Origin of the sequence: Olivibacter sitiensis DSM 17696 (genome assembly GCF_000427965.1) — a bacterium.
Classification (GTDB): Bacteria; Bacteroidota; Bacteroidia; order Sphingobacteriales; family Sphingobacteriaceae; genus Olivibacter; species Olivibacter sitiensis.
The window spans coordinates 1-22,065 of record NZ_ATZA01000007.1 but is presented as its reverse complement, the minus strand read 5'-3'; the positions used below and the strand labels follow the sequence as shown (position 1 = coordinate 22,065).

Genomic DNA, 22,065 nt, shown 5'->3' with positions numbered 1-22,065 from the left:
ACATATACTTTGTATATTTGCAAGTCAATAGTGGGTGTGATTGACAAATTGTAGAGCATGCAAAGTTTTAGGACGGAACTGGAAAATCCTGTAGTAGAACAGGATATAATAGATTTGGAGAAAAAGATAAGAGCGTTTCGTGAAGGTCAGATTCATGAAGAGCGCTTTCGTAGTCTCCGTTTGGCGAGAGGGGTTTATGGCCAGCGGCAACCAGGAGTTCAAATGGTACGCATCAAACTGCCCTTTGGCAAGTTGAGCATGAAGCAATTTCTTCGTATTGCGGACATCGCCGATGAGTATGGTAGCAGTAATATGCACCTGACTACGCGGCAAGATATCCAGATTCATTATGTGAATTTGGATCGCACACCAGAATTGTGGGCTAAGTTGGAGCAAGACGATATAACTCTGAGAGAAGCTTGTGGCAATACCGTGCGCAATGTAACTGCATCGCCTACCGCTGGCATCGATCCACTTGAACCTTTTGACGTCTCTCCCTATGCCCATGCGGTGTTTTCCTATTTCTTGCGTAACCCTATTTGCCAAGAAATGGGCAGAAAAATAAAGATTGCCTTTTCCAGCAGTGAAAAAGATACAGCCTATTCTTTTATTCATGACGTTGGGCTCATTCCGAAGCTGGATGCTGATGGTAACCGTGGATTTAAGGTAGTTGTTGGAGGCGGGCTCGGTGCCCAGCCCCTATTGGCTTATCCAGTATATGAGTTCTTGCCTGCCAATAGAATTATTCCGTTCATGGAAGCTATCTTGAGGGTGTTCGATAGATATGGCGAACGCAACAATCGCAATAAGGCACGTATGAAGTTCCTCATACAGAAAATTGGCTTAGAAGAATTTCTGGCATTGGTAAAAGAGGAAGAACTGGCTAACAAGGTGAAGCATTATGAAATAGTACTCGACATGTTGGATGAGCCTGCTTTGCCAGAGATATACCAAGGTGAGGGTATAACTTTGCGCGATGAAGAACATTATCAAAAGTGGTTGGAGACCAATGTTTTTGAACAAAAACAACAAGGATATTATGGCGTTTATGTAAAAATCCCGATTGGCGATATAAAAACGGATAAAGGCAGAGCTTTCATAGCGGCCATTAAGCCTTATGTCGCCGATGAGATACGCATTACTCAAAGTCAAAGCCTCTTGCTCAAATATGTGCCGGAGAATAATATCAGACCACTCTATTATGCTTTGGACAAACTGGGGCTCACCTTGGTTGGATATGACAGCGTGGCGGACGTGACTACTTGTCCGGGTACAGATACCTGTAACCTGGGGATTTCCAATAGCATGACCCTGGCCGTGGTACTTGAAGATTTGATATATTCCGAATTCCCTGATTTGATATACGAAAACAACCTGAAAATAAAGATCAGCGGATGTATGAATTCATGTGGTCAGCATGGCCTTGCTGAAATCGGTTTTCATGGCAGCTCACTTAAAGTGAATGGCAAGGTGATACCTGCCGTACAGGTTATGTTGGGAGGAGGTATAGTGGGCAATGGCGAAGGACGCGTTGCTGAGAGAGTCATTAAAACACCTTCAAAGAGGGCAACAGATGTATTGCGTGTCTTATTGAAGGATTATGAAGGAAACAAATCGAACAACGAGAATTTCCACGCCTATTACGATAGGCAGGGTAAAGATTATTTCTACCGCTTGCTGAAGCCATTGGCCGATTTGACTACGCTGCAGCCTGAAGAATACGTGGATTGGGGACATGAAGAAACCTTCTCTACGGCTATTGGGGTAGGAGAATGTGCCGGTGTCGTGGTAGACCTGGTCGCCACTCTACTGTATGAATCAGAAGAAAAGTTGGGATGGGCACAGAAATCATTCGACGCAGGTGCATGGGCGGATAGCATATACCACAGTTACAGCGTATATGTAGGAACTGCGAAAGCACTGTTGTTGAAAAAGGGAATTAATAATAGTACGCAAATGGCGGTTATCAAGGATTTTGATAAATATTTTGTTGAAACCAGCCAATTCAAGCTCACTTCGGGAAGTTTTGAAAATGAGGTGTTGCAGATTAATAAGCACGAGCCTTCGGAGGCGTTTGCCCAGGAATACCTGCAAGCTGCCACTTCGTTTTTGCAAAGGGCAAAAGAAGCAATGGAGGAGGTAACCGTATGATTGTGAAGGTGGAAAAAGAAATGCATCCGTCCGCTAGGGTTACTTTGGTAGGAGCAGGTCCCGGAGATCCGGATTTACTCACTATAAAGGCCGTGAAGGCATTGCAGTCTGCCAATGTAGTCATGTACGATGCGCTTGTGGGAAACGAAATATTGGATATGGTACCCCAGGATGCCCTGAAAATATATGTAGGTAAACGAGCGGGGGCGCATGCCTATTCGCAAAACACCATCAATATTCTGATGGTGGACTATGCTAGGAAATATGGGCATGTCGTACGATTGAAAGGTGGAGATAGTTTTGTTTTTGGAAGAGGTGGCGAAGAACTACTGCACGTCCAACAGCACGATATACCGGTAGAGGTTATTCCCGGTATCAGTAGTGCTTTTGGTGTACCAGCCGTGCAGCATATCCCAGTTACCCATCGCGGCAAAAGTGAAAGCGTTTGGGTAGTGACTGCCACAACAACCAAAGGGAAGCTATCCGCTGATATTCGCCACGCCGCTCGTAGCAGTGCAACCGTAGTGGTGCTCATGGGATTGGGTAAACTACGGGAGATATGCGACGTTTTTCATGAAGAGGGAAAGAGCAATTTGCCAGTAGCGGTAATTCAAAATGGCTCTACCAAAAATGAAAAGATAGCTTTGGGTACGGTGGGAAGCATCGTGAACTTGGTAGAACAAAAAGAGATTAAGGCTCCGGCATTAATTGTTTTGGGCGAAGTCGTATCCTTGCATAAGGCTTTCGACACATTGGTTCAGGAATATGTCGCAGTCATTGGAGCATAATGGAAGTCAAGGAAACGAGCTTTTCCCCGTTTTTTTGAAGCTTAATCAACTTACAGTCCTATTGATTGGTGCGGGCAATGTAGGCTATGAAAAGTTACAGGCTCTGCTTATTAATAGCCCATCGGTAAATGTAAGGGTAGTTTCTTTGGAAGTTTCGGCAAAGGTGGAGCAACTGTCCAGCAAATATGCTAATGTTGAAATATATAAGAAAGAATATGCTCCTTCAGATCTTGATGGTGTGCACCTAGTGATTGCCGCTACGGCCAATCCACTGACGAACGACTTTATCTGCCAAAGCGCGCATGAAAGAAATTTGCTCGTCAATGTAGCAGATAAGCCAGATTTGTGCGACTTCTATTTGGCATCTATAGCAAAAAAGGGGAGTTTGAAAATAGCGATATCTACAAATGGGAAATCCCCCACGATGGCCAAACGTTTGCGGGATGTATTGCAAGGCTATTTGCCCGAAGAGATAGAGGATACGCTAGAACAGTTGAATAGATTGAGAGATACTTTAAAAGGAGATTTTGCCGATAAGGTGAAGCAACTGAATGCCATAACGGCCATCCTTTCGGAGCAAGGGCGAAATAAAGAATAAACTAACTAAACAATGCACTGACGTATTGAAGTGCGACAATATATAGGGATGAGTATAATAGAAGAGATTGACGAAAAGATAACAGGATTGGATCCGGTCGAATCGTTGAGCTACCTAGCTGAACGCTTTTCCGATCAAATTGTTTTTTCCACCAGCTTTGGTTGGGAAGATCAAATCATCACGCATTTAATCTTCAGCAATGATATCCCCATTAAGGTGTTTACACTGGAGACTGGGAGATTGTTTCCCGAGACTTACTATGTATGGAATAGGACATTAGAAATATATGGTAAGCCCTTGTATGCGTATTATCCAGATAGGACAGCCTTGGAGGAAATGGTAAACAAGAAAGGCCCAAGCAGCTTCTATGAATCTGTGGAAAACAGGAAAGAATGTTGTCATATACGTAAGATCGAACCCCTGAAAAGAGCTTTGAAAGGAAACCAATGTTGGGTTACCGGCATACGTATGGAACAATCAGCCAATAGGGGGCAGATGCACCATTTGGAGTGGGATGAAGGAAACGATCTGATTAAGTTCCACCCCATTTTTGATTGGACCCTAGATGAGGTTAAGCAATTTGTAAAAAAACATAATATCGTGTACAACGCATTACATGACAAAGGCTTCCCGAGCATTGGATGCGCTCCTTGCACCCGCGCCGTACGAGAAGGTGAAGATTTCAGAGCCGGGCGCTGGTGGTGGGAGGATCAATCCAAGAAAGAATGTGGCTTACATGTAACACAAGCATAAAAATGAGCAAGCAGTTAGATTATTTAGATGAGTTGGAGGCAGAGGCCATTTATATACTCCGTGAGGTGGCGGGGCAATTTGAAAGACCAGCTTTGCTGTTTTCCGGAGGAAAGGATTCCATCACATTGGTACACTTAGCAGAAAAGGCTTTTAGGCCTGGGAGATTTCCTTTTCCTTTGGTACATATCGATACAGGGCACAATTTTGAAGAAACTATCAGTTATCGGGACGATTTGATAGCGAGAATAGGAGAGAAATTGATTGTTGGTTATGTGCAGGATTCCATCGATCAAGGTAAAGTAGTGGAGCAAAAGGGCAAAAATGCCAGTAGAAATGCATTGCAAACCGTTACCTTGCTGGATACCATTGCCAAGTATGAGTTCGATGCCTGCATTGGCGGAGCGAGGCGTGACGAGGAAAAAGCACGTGCCAAAGAGCGTATCTTTTCTGTTCGAGACGAGTTCGGCCAATGGGATCCTAAACGCCAGAGACCAGAGCTGTGGGATATATACAATGGTAAAATAGCCAAAGGCGAAAATGTGCGTGTTTTCCCCATAAGCAACTGGACAGAGCTGGATGTGTGGAATTATATCAAACGGGAAAATATCGCCCTACCTAGCATTTATTTTGCACATGAGCGGGACTGCATAACACGAAATGGACAATTAATGGCGGCTTCACCGTTTTTAAACATGGACGAAGAAGACATAGTAACAAAGAGTACAGTGCGTTTTCGAACTGTGGGCGATATTTCATGTACTGCAGCGGTTCTATCGAGTGCGGATAATTTAGATGCCATCATTGAAGAAATCAGTAGTTCCAAGATCAGTGAACGGGGTGCACGCATAGACGATAAGGTGTCTGAGGCAGCGATGGAAGATAGGAAGAAAGGAGGATACTTTTAACACGATGGATATACTGAAATTTTTTACGGCAGGCAGTGTGGATGATGGAAAGAGCACACTCATAGGGCGTATGTTATATGATACAGATTCTATATTGGCCGATCAGCTAGAAGCGTTGGAACGTTCCAACAGGAAAAATGATGATGGTACTATAGATTTGGCCATATTGACGGACGGACTACGTGCCGAACGCGAGCAAGGCATTACCATAGACGTAGCCTACAAATATTTCCATACCGATAAAAGGAAATTCATAATTGCCGATACGCCTGGCCATATTCAATATACCCGCAACATGGTAACGGGAGCATCGAATGCCAATCTGGCAATTATCCTTATAGATGCAAGAAATGGGGTGGTAGAACAAACGGTGAGGCATAGTTACTTAGTGTCGCTGCTGGGTATCGAAGAGGTAGTTGTCTGTGTCAATAAAATGGATATGGTAGGCTACAGTGAGACCGTTTTTAGTGCCATTGTAGAGAAATATAAAGCCTTGGCCGACAAGGTGAAATTGAAACATGTAAGCTACATACCTGTCAGTGCGTTGAAGGGCGATAACGTGGTGACACCTTCCGAAAATATGGTTTGGTATTCTGGCACCACCTTGTTGAATCACTTGGAATTAGTGGATGTACAACAAGACAAAACCAAGGTGAATGCTCGTTTTCCAGTGCAATGGGTAATTAGACCACAGACCGATGATTTGCATGACTATAGGGGCTATGCAGGGCGTTTGCAAACGGGTGTCGTCAGCGTAGGGGATAGCATACAGGTGTTGCCATCCGGTCAGCAAAGCAGTATAGTACGTATTGAATTCTTCGGAGCAGACTTACAGCAAGCAATTGCAGGTCAATCAGTAGTGTTGCATCTGAAAGACGACCTAGATATCAGTAGGGGAGATGTTTTGGTTGCTTATGAGAATGCGCCTATTCCTAGCAAAGAAATAGAAGCGGATCTTTGCTGGATGGATTCGCGCGCGCTCGATACCTCTCTCACCTATTTCCTGCAGCATAACAGTAAAATAACTCGATGCAAGATCAATGAGATAATGTATAGTGTGGATATCAACACCTTGGAGAAACATGCCGCAGATAGCTTTAAGTTAAATGACATCGGAAGGATCGTGTTAAAAACCGCTGACGAGCTGGCAGCAGATTCCTATGATGAAAACCGTTCGAATGGTGCTGCTATCTTGATAGATCCAAGAACCAATATCACTGTTGGTGCGCTCATGTTTAGAACCATTTTGTGATGGTGAATTAAAATAAGGTTAGAATATTTATCGCAAAAAAACATATTCCGTGGTTTGGCGTTTTTCAGTAAAAAGAATTAAAACAAATGGATATAGGAAAGATTTTTGAGAACAACAAGGAATGGATCAGTAAACACCTAGACCTGGACGATCATTATTTTGATGACCTTTCTAAAGGACAATCACCCGAGATTTTATACATCGGCTGTTCCGATAGCAGAGTCACGGCAGAAGAAATGATGGGTGCAAGGCCTGGTGAAGTTTTTGTTCACAGAAATATTGCCAACGTTGTTCCCAATAACGATCTTAACGTTTTGTCCGTTATAAATTACGCGGTGAAGCACTTGAAAGTGAAACATGTGGTGGTTTGTGGGCATTATTACTGCGGAGGTATAAAGGCGGCTATGGAGCCCAACGATTTAGGTATATTAAATCCTTGGTTGCGTAACATTCGCGATGTATATCGTATACATAAGGACGAATTGAATGCTATTGACGATGAAGAGTCCCGATATAAACGTTTGGTAGAATTGAACGTTTTGGAACAATGTATAAATCTCTATAAGGTAACGGAAGTACATCAGGCATTTGACGAGGGAAAGGTAACTATACACGGCTGGGTGTTTGATATAAAAACCGGTAAATTGATTGATCAAAAACTGGATTTTGAAAAAATAGGTAAAGGCCTGTTTGATATTTATTTTACAAAGGAAGCTTAGGCTTCCTTTTTTAGTTGTTAGTGCCTAGGCTGTATATACTTAAGAATGGCGTGATGGTGCCGCTGTAATATACCGCATTAAGTTTGGTGTCTACAAAGATGCTCTCCCATTCCTTGTTTTTCAGAAGGTCTGTAGCTCCCCAGGTGAAGGCCAAAAGGTTTGCCACATTTTTTGTGTGTTCTACAAAAATAAGTTGTCCTTCAGGTTTTAGCGATTCCTGCATTTGCTTGAAAAAACCAATCCTTTCGTATTTGTCTTTCAGTTCACCAGCGCTTAGAATAAAAAAAATGGCATCGGCTGAACGTGGGGCAATGGGAAGAAAAGAAGTAGAGATCGCAATAGTATCGGTTGTCAATGGATGTTTCTTGCGTATCTTCCGTCCTTCTTCTTTGGTGTGCCTCTTGTAATCATATATGTTATACTTCAAGAGCTGGGCATCGGCGTAGCGGCTGTTAAGGGTAGCACTAATATTGTCCATCCCTGCATGTATCAACACTATTTTAGCCTGTCGGGGAATTTTGGGCAACAATTTCATCCAACGCAAATTATACAATGGAGAAAGATCCTGTATATAGAATGAGACCAGTAAAGAGGAAAATATAGAAAGCAACAATAGCATCAGGGCCAACCGATAAATGGAGAATCCTTCACTTGGCATAAGGTATTCCAAAATGCCCAATAAGATGACAAGCGTCAAGACCATAAGGTAATTAGGCCAGTTGAAATAGAGGAGGCTGCCTATACCCTGAAACTTGCTTGTTTTCGTTTTGTCTTTATTCTCTTCCATTGACGCCATAAATTTAAGGCTATACGACATGAATGCCAAATGTAGGACCGAACAATATTGTTGTCCACGTGACCATGAAGGGCAGGGAGGTAATTTTTATATTTGTGCGGGTTTTTTCCGTATAATCTGGAGAAATACGTAGTTTTACCATGCGTGGCCTATATGATGATGTAACAATTGCGCGCGCCAGCAACAGAAGTAATAGTAATTAAAGAAGTGTCATAAAAGCAAATCCCGTAGGACGTGGGTTTTAGGTAGATGAAAAATATCATAGAATTTATTGGGAATACCCCTTTAGTAAAGATTCAACGATTGAATCCCAATCCAAAAGTGCAATTGTTGGCTAAATTGGAAGGCACTAATCCAGGAGGCAGCGTGAAGGATAGAGCTGCCTTGAATATGATCAAAAGTGCACTCGAGCGAGGAAATATACGGAAAGGTACTAAGTTGATAGAGGCCACTAGTGGCAATACGGGTATTGCCTTGGCAATGATAGCCAGTATGTATGACCTGGAGATAGAGTTGGTCATACCATCCAATAGTACAAGGGAAAGAACACTAACGATGGAAGCTTACGGCGCGAAGGTTACCTTACTAGACTCCATGGAGGTTTGCCGCGACTATGCGGAGGAAAGGGGAGAACAAGAGGGCTATTTTTTACTTAACCAATTTGCTAATCCAGACAACTACTTGGCGCATTACAATACGACTGGACCAGAAATTTGGACAGATACGGAAGGGAAAATCACTCATTTTGTAAGTGCTATGGGGACAACTGGCAGTATTATGGGCAACTCCATGTACCTAAAGGAAAAGAATTCCGATGTCCAAATTATAGGCTGTCAACCGACAGAAGAATCATCCATACCAGGAATTAGGAGATGGCCAGTGGAATATCTACCCAAAATATTTGACCCAAAAAGAGTAGATAGGGTGATGGATGTCTCCGAGCGCGATGCCGTTGAAGCGACACGCAAATTGGCAAAGGTCGAGGGGATATTTGCTGGAATGAGTACTGGTGGTGCTTTACATTGCGCTTTGAAAGTAGCGGAAGAATTGGATGAGGGAGTCATTGTCTTTATTGCCTGCGATCGAGGCGACCGTTATTTGAGCAGCAATCTTTTTGGCTAAACGCTGTGGAAGGATAAAGTTGGGTAGAGCGGATTAAACGCTTTGCCTAAAAAAAAAAGAAAAGCCCGGCTTTTGGGGATGCCGGGCCTTTCTAAATAATCAACCTAAACCTGTTTAAAAGCTATCAAAGGTCGTGCCAAACATGCTTGCTGATTCCTTATTTTGTTTGCCTTAGCCAAAATGCAAAAAGGAGCTATCGCAAGAAACTTTTTTATCTCTTTATTCGTTATGTCTAATAACCAATTATAAGAGAGGAGGTTGTTATGAATTTGATTCACAGAATCGAACATTGGGGAGATCGAAATTATCCCCGTTGGCTTGATTTTTTGCGCATTGCCCTAGGGCTGTTTATATTCGCAAAAGGCCTAAGCTTTATTGCCGACACGGAATCCGTGGGGCGTCTAATAGAAAAGACACATTTCCAACTATCTATTTGGACAGCGGTTCACTATGTAGCCTTTGCGCATATCGTTGGCGGAATTTTTATCGCCCTTGGCTTGGTGACACGTGTGGCCGTTGCCTTTCAAATTCCCATTTTGTTGGGAGCAGTCTTTTTTGTCAATATTACTGAAGGATTTAACTTCATGAACTCGGAACTCTGGCTTTCATTGATAACCCTGATTTTGCTCGTTGTTTTTTTTGTTATGGGATCGGGTACTTATTCATTGGATCATGCAATGAGAAGACCGGGCAACAAGCGATGGTTTTGACCTGTTTGAACTACGCCAAAAGAAAAGGAGCGTTCTCATTCCAAGGTTATTGGAAAGGGAGCGCTCTTTTTTCAATTAAATGCGCATAGAAAAGCGCCGCCTAAAAGTACCTGAAAACCGCTATTTCTCATGCAGTGCGGCTCAAATTTTCTTCAAATCCAAGAAAAGCCCCTATATTGCTTTACTTTTTTATGGCAGATATTACCAAACCATGATTTCATGCTTTGGCGATTATCAACATATTAAAAAAATGAATTATATAGTTATGAACCTATAGTTATTGGCCATAGACAAAATATGAGTAGAAAAAATTACCTCCTTGCATGCCTTATGCTGCTCTTGCTTGCCTGCAATAAGAAATCAAAGGATTTCAATTCGGATTTTTCCCTGTACAAGGATTATGTCAGTGAATTTACTTCTGGCGTGGTGCCTGCAGCATCGGACCTCCGCATAGTGCTTGCCTTCAACAAACAAGAATGGAAGCCAAACCAAGAGCTGGATGCCGATCTTTTTAAGATAAACCCCAGTGTTGAGGGTAAGGTGATTGCACTATCGCAGAACACAGTTATTTTTAAACCTAAAAGCCGATTGAAACAGGACACGGAATATCAAGTGTCCTTTCGGCTAAAGGATGTCATTGATGTCCCTAAGGAGTTGTCACAGTTTAACTTTACCATAAAAACAGTCAAGCAAGATTTTGTGGTGTTGAGCAAAGAATTGCAATCGTATAATCCAGATTGGCAGTTTTTACGAGCCGTAATGCGGACAAGCGATGAACTGGATGTTTCGGCCGCCAAGAAGCTGGTCTATGCTGAACAAAATGGCAAGCGTTTGCCTATTCGATTTGAAGGGGCCACTAGCGGGACGGAGTTTGGCTTTATAGTCGATAGTATCAGACGTCCTCAAAAAGATGAAACCATTAAGCTCGCATGGGATGGAAGCAGCTTAGGGATTGGTCAAAGTGGTCATGAGGAGATAGAAATTGCGGCAAAAGGTCATTTCAAAGTATTCAAAACAACCATTGCAGAGGAAAATGGTCAATTGTTGCTGATCAACTTCTCCGATCCGCTCAAGAAAACGCAAAATTTCGAAGGTCTTGTCACCATAGATTCCGCCAGAAATCTGAGCTATACGGTAGACGGTAATGTGTTGAAAGTGTTTACGGCAGAGGCGCTCAAAGGCGAGCGCCTCTTGGAAGTTTTTCAAGGAGTTGCCAATAGTAATGGAATAAAGCTCAAATCCGGTTATTCCAAGAAAATCCTTTTCGAACAGACAAAACCTGGCGTGCGACTCTTGAAGAATGGTGTCCTGTTGCCTAGCTCCAGTAACTTAAAGGTAAACTTCGAAGCGGCCAATCTCAAGGCGGTAGATGTGATGGTGTACAAGATTTACCATGACAACGTGCTGCAGTTCTTGCAAGATAATGATATTAATGGCAACTATAATTTGCGCAAGGTAGCCTTGCCTATAGCCAAGAAAAAACTAGAGCTAACGTCCAATAGCCTATACAATAATGGTAAATGGAATGTCTTTGCACTTGATCTAGCTGAGCTAATCGATCCCGATCCTGGAGCGATATACCACGTAGAGTTCAGCTATAAAAAGGCATATTCTATTTATCCCTGTGGGCTAAATAATGCAGCGGATGAGGCCGACGACAGTGGAAGTAGCCTAGAAGAAGAACAAGAAAAATCCCGTGGCAATAGTTATGAATATGAATACTATGATTATTATGATTACGATTGGCGCGAGCGGGACGACCCTTGCTCAAATTCCTATTATTACTATAATAACAAGGTGGCCGCAAATATCATGGCTACCGATTTGGGTGTCATCGCCAAGATGGGCAAAAATGGCAGCTATTTTATCGCGGTGAACAATATAGTAACTGCCAAGCCTGCGGCGAATGCTCAAGTGGAGTTGTATGATTACCAACAGCAAAAGGTAGCAGAAGCGACCACTGATAAGGACGGCGTAGCTGTTTTAGAAAAGTCCAATAGAGCTTATTTCGTAGTGGTAAAGAATGGTAAACATACTAGTTATGTCAAGTTGGAAGAGGGGCGTTCACTTTCTTTGAGCAACTTTGACGTATCGGGAATAGAGCTGGAAAAGGGGCTGAAAGGCTATATATATGGGGAGCGAGGGGTCTGGCGACCTGGAGACACCCTGTTTCTGTCGTTTATGCTTAATGATCAAGCCAACAAATTGCCGCCATCCCATCCAGTGAAGTTGCGCTTGTCCGATCCGAACGGTAAGCTGGTGGCGCAACAAGTACAACCTTCCAATGAAGATCACCATTACCGTTTTGTGCTTCCCACCAAGGCAGATGCCCCTACGGGCAACTGGGAAGCACAAGTGAGCGTAGGCGGGGCCAAATTTTATAAAAGCATTAAGATAGAGACCATCAAGCCGAACAGGTTGAAGATAAAGAATAACCTTGCGGGCAAACTGTTGACGGCCGAACAGCTTACGACCGATGAAATAGCCGTAACGTGGTTGCATGGAGCAATAGCCAAGGACCTAAAGGCCGACATGCAGGCTAAGTTTTATCAGATGAGAACCAGCTTTAAAGGGTATGACAACTATATGTTTGACGACCCTTCGCGCCGATTCGGTATGGAAGAGATTAATGTCTTTTCGGGCAGTATCAATGGAGAGGGAAAGGCGACCATTGGTATCAAGCCACAGTTGCATGGACAAGCTCCGGGTATGTTGAAAGCCTCGTTTATAACCAAGGTTTATGAAAACGGAGGCGATTTCAGTACGGATGTGGCCTCTGCCACTTACTCACCCTACCAGACTTATTTGGGTGTCAAGTCTCCGGAACCCAACAAATATGGGATGTTGGAAACCGGCAAGGAAAACCGTTTTGACATCGTATCACTGGATATGCATGGTAGACCGAACGCTACTGCCAATATCGAAGCGAAGGTATATAAAGTGGAATGGCGCTGGTGGTGGGACGCTTCCAATGACAATTTGTCCAACTATCGGTCATCCTCCAGTATCACGCCATACAAGACATTTCGCGTAAGCACTGGCGCAAATGGCAAAACTAGTATTAGTTTTAAAGTAGACGAGAATGATTGGGGACGATATTTTGTGTTGATCAGTGATTTGGACGGCGGCCATGCCACAGGGCAGACGGTATTGATAGATTGGCCCTATTGGTCTGCCAAGACGAAAAACACCGATGCTACCAATGCCAACATGCTGGTCTTTTCTACGGATAAAGAGAAATACAACGTAGGAGAGAAAATGAAAGTCTCCTTTCCTTCGAGCGAAGGGAGTAGGGCCCTGATATCTATTGAAAGCGGTTCACAGGTGGTGGCCACGCATTGGGCAGAGACCCAAAAAGGGGAAACCCAGGTGGAAATACCAATTACGGATAAAATGGCTCCAAATGTTTATGTATTCATTACGCTTTTGCAGCCCCACGCTTCCACCTTGAATGATGCCCCCATACGACTCTATGGCGTTATACCGATTGAGGTGCTCAACAAGGAAACCATATTGAAACCCGTATTGACAATGCCGTCCGTACTAAGGCCGGAGCAAACGGTGTCGTTGCAAGTGAATGAGGGCAGTGGAAAAGCCATGAGCTATACAGTAGCCATTGTAGACGAGGGGCTGCTGGATCTTACCAGATTTACGACCCCCAACGCTTGGGATAGGTTCTACGCGCGTGAAGCCTTGGGAGTAAAAACCTGGGATATCTATAACGATGTAATAGGTGCCTATGGAGGTAAAATCAATCAGGTGTTCAGCATAGGAGGCGATGAGGACATTGGTGGAGGCGAAAATAAAAATGCCGATCGCTTTAAGCCTGTTGTCATCTATCTGGGGCCGTTTCACTTGGCTAAGAATGAAACTAAAACCCACAAAGTGAAGTTGCCAAACTACATCGGATCGGTAAGGACTATGGTAGTGGCCGGCGATGCCGCGACAGGAGCCTATGGCAGTGTAGAAAAGGCTACGCCCGTGAGGAGTCCTTTAATGGTTTTGGCTTCCTTACCAAGAAAAATATCGCCCACGGAAAAGGTGACGTTACCCGTAACGGTATTTGCACTGGAAGATCAAGTGAAAAATGCCCAGGTTCAGGTAAAGACAAGTGCGGGGATCAAGGTGCTTGGCAGCACAACGAAAACGGTCAATTTTGAACGCACAGGAGATAAAATGCTCTATTTTGACCTAGAGGTGGGCAATGTTACCGGGATTGCTAGGGTTGAAGTATTGGCTTCAGCTGGCAAGGAAAAGGCTTCCTACCCTGTAGAAATAGATATCGTGAATCCCAATCCCGTAACCAATGACTACAAGGAAGTCGTGCTCAATGCCAATGAAGAAAAGACCATTAACTGGGAAACATTTGGTGTAAACGGTAGCAATGAGTCGCGACTGGAAGTATCCTCATTCCCTTCCATCGACTTTAATAGCAGGCTCAATTACCTGATTCAATATCCGCACGGTTGTTTGGAACAGACTACTTCTGCCGTTTTTCCGCAATTGTATCTCAGCGATGTGGTTGACCTGAGCAAGGAGAAGCAGGAAGTCATACAGCGACATGTGGTAGAAGGCATCAATAAGTTGAGCAAGTTTCAGCTGGCCAATGGCGGATTTGTCTATTGGCCCAGTATGAACGTGGCCGATGATTGGAGCACTTCCTATGTGGGCCATTTCTTAATAGAGGCAGAGGCAAAAGGCTATGTATTGCCGGTAGATTTCAAAGGGAGATGGATCAGCTATCAGCAACGGGCATCTAAGCAATGGCGGATGGAAACCCATCGGGGCAGTGATTTTGCGCAGGCTTATCGTTTGTATACACTTGCCCTTGCCGGTTCAGCCGATATGGCGTCTATGAATAGATTGCGGGAAACGGGGGGTATTTCCAACGAAACGCGCTTGCGGCTAGCGGCAGCTTATGCCTTGGCCGGTCAGAAACAAGCAGGAAATGCCCTGTTGAACGAAAGCAGTATAGATGAAAGCAACAGGACACCCTACAGTTATTACTATTACGGATCTCCCGAACGCAATCGGGCAATGGTGCTCGAGACCTTGATCTTACTGGGACAAACGGCCAAGGCTTTCCCGCTTGCCACCAGGATAGCGAAGGACTTGTCTTCGGGTGCTTGGATGAGTACGCAGACCACAGCTTATAGCTTGTATGCCGTTTCCAGGTTTGCCAAGGTAAATGGAGGAACAGGCATCAATGTGCAGTACAGCTATCAGGGCAAAAATATGGACATTAGCACCGCCAAGGCTTTTTCTGACAGAAAGTTAGACGTGAAAATGGGTGCAAATGTCCTGAAAATCAAGAATAAGGAAAAGAATACCATATATGTGAAAGTACTCAACAGCGGTATATTGCCGGTAGGGCAGGAGCAGGTATTGCAGCGCAACCTACTGGCAAGTGTCTCCTTTCAAGACAGAAAGGGCAATCCATTGGCCATAGACGCATTGGCGCAAGGTACCGAGTTCGTGGCAGTAGTCAGTGTGAAAAATCAGAGCTTAGACCGTGTGGAGAACGTGGCGCTTACGCAGATTGTCCCATCGGGCTGGGAGATTGTGAACACACGGTATACAGATTATGGAGCCTTTGGCGATAACAAGGCCGATTATATCGATATTCGGGACGATCGTACCGCTTTTTACTTTGGATTGAACGGTGGAGAAGGGAGGACCTTTAAGATACTTTTGAATGCCTCGTATCTAGGGAAATACTATTTGCCCGGGCTGCAAGCGGAAGCCATGTACGACAATACGTTCTTGGCGCGTACCAAGGGGCAATGGGTGGAAGTGGTGAAATAGACTTTTAGTAGACTGGTAAAATTGATTTTACCATGTAAATTGAAATTTTAACTTTCAATTTACATGGTAAAATTATATTTTTGAATGAAAATTGTACATTTATGTTTCGGTTTGCATTCTTAATATCGATTTCAAGATGATTTTACGCGCGCTGAAGAGTAGGCTGTTTCAGGCTATAGGGCAAATGCCCGTGGTTGCTTTATTGGGGCCTAGGCAGGTGGGCAAGACTACCTTGGCCATGGCAGTTGCAGAAGAGGTAGGGAAGCAAGCTTCTTATATTGATCTGGAATTGGATTCCGATTTGAACAAGTTGCAAGATGCCGAAAGTTACCTCAAACGTTTTGAAGGAAAATTGTTGATTATCGATGAAGTGCAACGCAAGCCAGATTTATTTCCTGTGTTGAGAAGTTTGGTAGATGGCAGGAAAAGGGCAGGTGAAAAGGCGGGTCATTTCCTTTTGTTGGGTTCAGCCTCGCGCGATTTACTTCAGCAGTCTTCGGAAACGTTGGCAGGCAGGATACGCTATCTGGAGCTTAGTCCTTTTTCGGCATTGGAAATCTACGAAAACGACCCGCTTGGCTATAATCACGACAAGTTGTGGTTTAGGGGAGGCTTTCCTGACAGTTACTTGGCAGCTGGGGAAGATGAAAGCTGGGATTGGCGTAATGATTTTATCGCCACCTATGTTGAACGGGACATACCGCTGATGGGACCGCAGGTAGCTGCTATGCGTATGAAGAAGTTTTGGACCATGCTAGCCCATTACCATGGGCAACAAGTGGTGCTTTCCGAGATAGGGAAAAGCCTGGAAGTGAGCCATACCACGGTACGTTCCTATCTAGATATCCTGACGGATTTTTACATGGTGAGACAGGTGCAACCTTGGTATGGCAATACCAAGAAAAGGCTAACAAAGACTCCAAAGATATATTTGCGCGACACGGGTATATTGCATAGTTTGCTACAGATCTCCGGTTTTGAAAGCTTGCTGGGCAATCCCATTGTGGGAGCCAGTTGGGAAGGCTTTGTGGCCGAAAACATCATTCGGCAACTTTCGAGCAAATGGAGATATAGCTATTACCGTACGAGCAATCAGGTGGAAATAGATTTGGTACTTGAAGGCCCTAGGGATGAAATATGGGCCGTAGAAATCAAAAAATCGACGTCACCTGCGTTAAAGAGAGGTTTTTATGATGCTTGTGAGGACATTCGGGCAAAAAAGAGATTTGTGGTATATTCAGGTAGCGAAAGATTTCCCATGACGAGGGGGGTAGAGGCAATAGGTTTGATTGAATTTCTTGCCATGGTAAGAGATTTTGGATAATGACATGGTCAAATTTGGCAATTCAAAGAAGATTTTATTGTGGTTGCGCCGGAATAAAGGCAAGAGTACCTTGGCTTTGTCCGTACTCGTGCTATACTATTTCAGCTTACCGAGTATTTTGTTTGATACTCCCTATACGACCGTTCTGGAAAGCAAACAGGGAGATTTGCTGGGAGCCAAAATCGCAAAGGATGGGCAATGGCGTTTTCCGCAACAGGATAGCTTATCAGAGAAATTCAAGCAGTGTATCGTCTACTATGAGGACCAATATTTCTACCAGCACCCGGGCTTCAATCCTATAGCGATATTTAATGCGTTGCTGCAGAACAATAAAGCTAATAGGGTCATAAGGGGAGGCAGCACTATCACCCAACAGGTAATACGCCTTTCGAGGCAACACCGCAAGCGCACTTATCTTGAAAAATTGATAGAGCTCGTCCTAGCCACGCGCTTGGAGTGGCGTCATAGCAAGGACGAAATCTTGAGGATCTACGCAGCACACGCGCCCTTTGGGGGAAACGTTGTGGGGCTGGAAATGGCATCCTGGCGCTATTTTGGCGTAGAGCCGAGCCAGTTGTCTTGGGCAGAAACCGCCACGTTGGCCGTGTTGCCCAATGCGCCTAGCTTGATCTATCCCGGCAAGAACCAGCAGCTTTTACTACAAAAGAGAAATAGGTTGTTGCAACGTCTTTTTGAAAAGGGCGTTATCGACTCAATGACCTATACCTTGGCCTTGGAAGAAGCTTTGCCGCAGAGGCCTTATGACCTGCCACAGATCGCTCCCCATCTATTGGATAGGATATCCGTCAATGATGAAGGGAAAAGAATTCAGTCTACCTTGAAAATTGAGCTTCAACAACGCGTCAACCAACTGGCCGAGCAGTATTATCGGCATTACCGACAAAATGAAGTATATAATCTTGCCGTGATGGTCGTAGACGTCAAAACAAGGGAAGTATTGGCCTATATAGGGAACGCTCCAACCGATAAATCGCATCAAAAAGATGTCGACATTATCCAGGCGCCCAGAAGCACGGGCAGTATTCTGAAGCCATTGCTGTATGCCGGTATGCTGAACGATGGCAAAATATTGCCCAATACGCTTGTGGCCGATGTACCTACCCAAATATCGGGCTATACACCCGAGAACTTCGACCATACCTACGATGGCGCCGTGCCGGCTCACTTGGCTCTTGCTCGGTCGCTCAATATCCCATGTGTGCTGATGTTGCAGCAGTATGGTATCTACAAGTTCTACGAGGAGTTGCACAAGTTTAACATAAGACATATCAATAGACACCCCGACAGCTATGGCCTATCCCTTATCTTGGGTGGTGCGGAGGCAAGCCTTTGGGACTTGTGTAAGACCTATGCCAACCTATCATCTACCTTGAATTATTACAATGCCAATGGTTTTTACAGGGAAAGGGAGTTTTCAGATTTGAACGTTTATGGTCAAAAGCAGGCCGATTTGGGCAAAGATATCGAACAAGAAAATATATTAGGCGCGGGCTCCATTTGGCTCACTTACCAAGCTATGAAGGAAGTGAACCGACCTAGGGGCGATGAAGCGTGGAAGTTTTATGATTCGGCATTGGAAATAGCATGGAAAACGGGTACCAGCTTTGGCAATCGGGATGCCTGGGCCATTGGCACGACCAAGGATTACGTGGTGGGGGTGTGGGTAGGCAATGCCACGGGAGAGGGGCGCCCCACGCTCACGGGAGTAAGTAATGCTGCTCCTATTCTGTTCGATGTATTTCGCTTATTGCCACGTTCTGGCTGGTTTGATATGCCCCTGAACGATATAGAAGACGCTGAAATATGCACCTTAAGTGGGAGCTTGGCCGGAGAATACTGCAACGCGGAAAATGCCTATATTCCCGTAAAAGGTTTGCGCAGCAATATTTGCCCTTATCATAGTTTGGTTCACCTAGATAAAGAAGAACGCTTTAGGGTGAACAGCAGCTGCGTGCCGGTAGACGAAATGGTCACCAAGAGTTGGTTCGTATTGCCCCCTGTCATGGAGTGGTACTACAAGAGCAAACATGCGGACTATAAGGTGCTACCACCATACCGGGCGGATTGCACAATTGGGCAGGGTTTGAATATGGATTTTATTTATCCCAAGGAATACAGCAGCAAAATTTATCTTACAAGGGATTTTGATGGATTGATACAGCCCGTCATACTGAAAGTAGCACACAATCAGGCCAGGATGAAACTATTTTGGTATATGGACGGCGTGTTTTTGGGCACTACTCAAAATTTTCATGAGATGGCCGTCAATGCCCAGTCTGGCACTTACCTCATCACGGTAACGGATGAGTATGGGGGAGAGATCAGGAGGCGGGTGACGATTGTCAATGAGTAGAAAAATAGGAAGACATCCTTAGAATGCCTTCCTATAAAGCCTATTTGTTGGGTTGTTAAAACTTGTAGTTTATGCTAAGCCTGTAGTTTCTAGGGGCTTCGGTTTGCCAGTAGTAAGCGTTCAACCATTCGTAGTAGGATCCGCTGTACAGATATTTGTCCAATACGTTAAAGGCGTTTGCCATGATTTTGAACTTCTTGTTTTCATAGAACAGTCCGCCATCCAGCTTGAAATAATTGGGCAGTTTTTGTAAGCCTACACTCCAAGTGTCGGTTGCTCTATCTCCAAGCCAGGTGAATCCTCCTGAGAAGCCTATGCCTTCCAATCGGCCTTTTTGGATCTTGTAGTTGAGCCAACCGTTTGCTGTATGTTTCGAAAAACCGGGAATAACGTCTCCAACGGCAATAGCGGTAACGCCTGGGGCTGTTTCTGTCACCTTAGAATCGGTATAAGCATAGTTGGCTACTACATTAAAACCTGATACAATTTCCCCCCTTATATCAAATTCAAATCCCTTTGCCACCTTTTCGCCAACCACAATACTATATTGACTGTTGGGACGCTCGGGATCCGCTGTAAGCTCGTTCTGCTTGGTAATCTGATAAATCGACAAAGTCGAATTCCATTTTCCATCGAACCAATCTTGCTTTAGCCCGAATTCTATATTGTTTCCCGTCAAAGGTTTTACGGCTTCACCGCTGTAAATGATCCCACTCTGTGGGGTAAACGCTTGGTCATAGACTCCGTATACCGATAGATTCTTCAATACGGAATAGCTGATACCCAACCTAGGGGTGAAGTGTTTGGCTTCATCTGGAGATGCACCCCATGCTGATTGGCTGACATAGGTGTATCTTCCCGCAAGCGTGACCCTCAACGAGCCATCCAAAAATCCAAGCTCATCTTGTGCGTAAAAACTGTTGTACCGTTGATCCATTAGTCCTCCCGCCGCTACTGCTCTTTGAGACAAAGGCTGGCTACGGTCGAAGGAAGGGTAACCGTTGTTTGGATATCCATAGGTAGGCGCATAAATGTTGAATTCTCCTCCAGCTGTATCCAGATCATGTGATTGTCCCCAATCGGCCATGTAGTTTTTCTTTCCCATATCCAGTCCCGCCAAAATACGATGACGAACGGAACCTGTATATATATTGCCATTTAAAAAAACTTGTCCAAGGGACATTTCACTTTCAGCATCCCAAATACCTACATTGCGGACAATGCCTCCGTTTTCGGCTACACTCGACGGCCAAGAGCTCATTCCCTGTTGTGTGTACTTGAAATAGGCTCCCTGGGCCGTTAATTTCCAGTTGTCGTCAATTCGATGTTCAAGAGTGATGAACGCGCTGTGGTCGTTTATCTTTGTTGCCGGTAGTCCAGGGTTCGTCATGGTAAAATCAACAGGAAGTATGGCATAACCATCTGTTGCAAATACGTAATAGGAACCAACTTCCGTCATTTTTGCATTTTGGAGCGTATATTCGGCTGTTAATTTCGTGTTGTCACTTAGTTGATAGGAAAGTACAGGGGCGATGGTATAGCGATTATTGTACTCATAAGGGCGGTGCGAGCCCTTGGTTTGTCCGGCAACATTCAATCTGTATAGCAGCTTTCCATCCTTACTCAACTTTCCGTCCAGGTCAAGCGAACTGCGATAGAGATCGAAACTGCCCAAGGTGGCAGAAAATTCGCCCTTTGTTTGCCCCGTGGGTTTCTTGGTTACTACGTTGTATAGACCACTAGGATCGCCATTGGCGAGCATAAAACTCGAAGGTCCCTTGACAAATTCGATGTGATCCACAATACTCATATCTTCCGTAAGCGGTCCCCAATAAGACGCTACGACATTAAAGCCATTTCTGAACGCTTGTATCTGGGATCCTCGCATGGTTATGTTAGTGTATAGATCGCCCCAATGTTCCAGTCGTACCGCCCCGCTCACGTTACGTATCAGTCCATCGCTCATACTTATTATTTGTTGGTCGCTAATAGCCTGTGAGGTCACTACCTGTATATTCTGCGGAGCCTCGATGAGCGGTTCATTTATCCGCAAGGTAGTGGAAGGTTCCGTGGTGGTATATTTGCTCTTATTGGCATTGATTATGACATCTTTTAGCACTTGGTTGCTTTCCGTAAGCGCAAAGTTAAGTTCAACTTCCTCCCCTGGATTTACCGTGACTTCTTTGCTTTGGGAATTGACACCGATAGCGGTCATCTTGATTGTGTATGTTCCCGGAGCTAATTTATTGAAGCTGTATTTACCCTGTTCATTAGATTTTACGCTCTTACCCAGATTGGTCAAAGTAAGGGTTACATAAGCGGCGGGATGACCATCGGAGGACTTTAGTTCTCCTTTAATGCTTCCGGTATTTTGTGCAAAGACGATTATGCCATTTGCTAGAAGTGCAATCAATAGTAGGATAATTCTTGCTTTCATATTCTTTTATTTAGATCATTTCTAATTTTGTTTTAATGCGCAAATAAAGCTATAAATTGAGACCTGTCAAAATTATTTTGAATAATTCTAAATAACCGATTGGTGATTTTTTGTTATAATTGAAATTATATAGACTTTTTTGTGTGTTAAATAGTTTTTAAATTTAAATATTTTAATACTTTTGTCTAATTTTTAATAAGTCTAAACAAATTATATGATATGGTGAATTGTACATGACAAAATTTCTTTTTCTCGTTTGTCGTCATTGCGAGGAGGTACGACGTGGCAATCTGGCAAACAAAAACGCAGATTGCCTGCCTGCCGTCAGGCA

General features: G+C 44.2%; 14 protein-coding genes. 12 read left to right on the top strand and 2 right to left on the bottom strand.

Annotation, left to right across the window (positions count from 1 at the left end):
* The first annotated feature begins 57 nt into the window (after nt 1–57).
* From A37S_RS0105420 to A37S_RS0105390, 7 genes are all read left to right on the top strand, one after another.
* Entirely contained in the window at nt 58–2,151 is a 2,094-nt protein-coding gene (locus A37S_RS0105420; protein ID WP_028296100.1) for a HEPN domain-containing protein, read from the top strand.
* Nucleotides 2,148–2,939 carry a uroporphyrinogen-III C-methyltransferase gene (gene cobA, locus A37S_RS0105415; RefSeq protein ID WP_245586315.1) on the top strand — a complete coding sequence of 264 codons (792 nt, stop codon included), beginning with the start codon at nt 2,148–2,150 and terminating at the stop codon, nt 2,937–2,939. Before A37S_RS0105420 ends, cobA begins: the two co-directional genes overlap by 4 nt.
* Nucleotides 2,917–3,537 (top strand): precorrin-2 dehydrogenase/sirohydrochlorin ferrochelatase family protein, encoded by a 621-nt coding sequence (locus A37S_RS0105410; RefSeq protein WP_051292752.1) that lies wholly within the window; start codon nt 2,917–2,919, stop codon nt 3,535–3,537. The genes cobA and A37S_RS0105410 overlap by 23 nt, the downstream gene beginning before the upstream one ends.
* A 48-nt stretch (nt 3,538–3,585) precedes the next feature.
* Nucleotides 3,586–4,290 carry a phosphoadenylyl-sulfate reductase gene (locus A37S_RS0105405; RefSeq protein ID WP_028296097.1) on the top strand — a complete coding sequence of 235 codons (705 nt, stop codon included), beginning with the start codon at nt 3,586–3,588 and terminating at the stop codon, nt 4,288–4,290.
* Between the two features lie 2 nt (nt 4,291–4,292).
* A complete protein-coding gene (gene cysD, locus A37S_RS0105400; RefSeq protein ID WP_028296096.1) occupies nt 4,293–5,195 on the top strand; it encodes a sulfate adenylyltransferase subunit CysD in 903 nt (300 codons plus the stop codon).
* Between the two features lie 4 nt (nt 5,196–5,199).
* Complete coding sequence (locus tag A37S_RS0105395; protein WP_028296095.1) at nt 5,200–6,447, top strand: sulfate adenylyltransferase subunit 1; 1,248 nt, start codon at nt 5,200–5,202, stop codon at nt 6,445–6,447.
* Nucleotides 6,448–6,533: 86 nt separating this feature from the next.
* Nucleotides 6,534–7,166: a carbonic anhydrase gene (locus A37S_RS0105390; protein WP_028296094.1), complete on the top strand. Its 633-nt coding sequence runs from the start codon at nt 6,534–6,536 to the stop codon at nt 7,164–7,166.
* Between the two features lie 10 nt (nt 7,167–7,176).
* Here A37S_RS0105390 and A37S_RS23705 read toward each other — a convergent pair whose 3' ends face one another.
* The gene (locus A37S_RS23705) at nt 7,177–7,953 is read right to left on the bottom strand and encodes a hypothetical protein (RefSeq protein ID WP_051292751.1); all 777 of its coding nucleotides are present in this window, start codon (nt 7,951–7,953) and stop codon (nt 7,177–7,179) included.
* A 258-nt stretch (nt 7,954–8,211) separates the two neighbouring features.
* Between A37S_RS23705 and cysM the strand changes: the two genes are divergently transcribed.
* From cysM to pbpC, 5 genes are all read left to right on the top strand, one after another.
* Complete coding sequence (gene cysM / locus A37S_RS0105380; RefSeq protein ID WP_028296093.1) at nt 8,212–9,084, top strand: cysteine synthase CysM; 873 nt, start codon at nt 8,212–8,214, stop codon at nt 9,082–9,084.
* Between the two features lie 263 nt (nt 9,085–9,347).
* A complete protein-coding gene (locus A37S_RS0105375; protein WP_028296092.1) occupies nt 9,348–9,794 on the top strand; it encodes a DoxX family protein in 447 nt (148 codons plus the stop codon).
* A 297-nt stretch (nt 9,795–10,091) separates the two neighbouring features.
* Nucleotides 10,092–15,599: an alpha-2-macroglobulin family protein gene (locus A37S_RS0105365; protein ID WP_028296090.1), complete on the top strand. Its 5,508-nt coding sequence runs from the start codon at nt 10,092–10,094 to the stop codon at nt 15,597–15,599.
* Between the two features lie 136 nt (nt 15,600–15,735).
* Nucleotides 15,736–16,923 carry an ATP-binding protein gene (locus A37S_RS0105360; protein WP_028296089.1) on the top strand — a complete coding sequence of 396 codons (1,188 nt, stop codon included), beginning with the start codon at nt 15,736–15,738 and terminating at the stop codon, nt 16,921–16,923.
* Between the two features lie 4 nt (nt 16,924–16,927).
* On the top strand, nt 16,928–19,297 hold the full coding sequence (pbpC, locus tag A37S_RS0105355) for a penicillin-binding protein 1C (protein ID WP_157278437.1): 2,370 nt from the start codon (nt 16,928–16,930) through the stop codon (nt 19,295–19,297).
* A gap of 55 nt (nt 19,298–19,352) precedes the next feature.
* On the opposite strand, the gene A37S_RS0105350 is transcribed toward pbpC, so the two are convergent.
* A complete protein-coding gene (locus tag A37S_RS0105350) occupies nt 19,353–21,734 on the bottom strand; it encodes a TonB-dependent receptor (RefSeq protein WP_028296087.1) in 2,382 nt (793 codons plus the stop codon).
* Nucleotides 21,735–22,065: the final 331 nt, after the last annotated feature.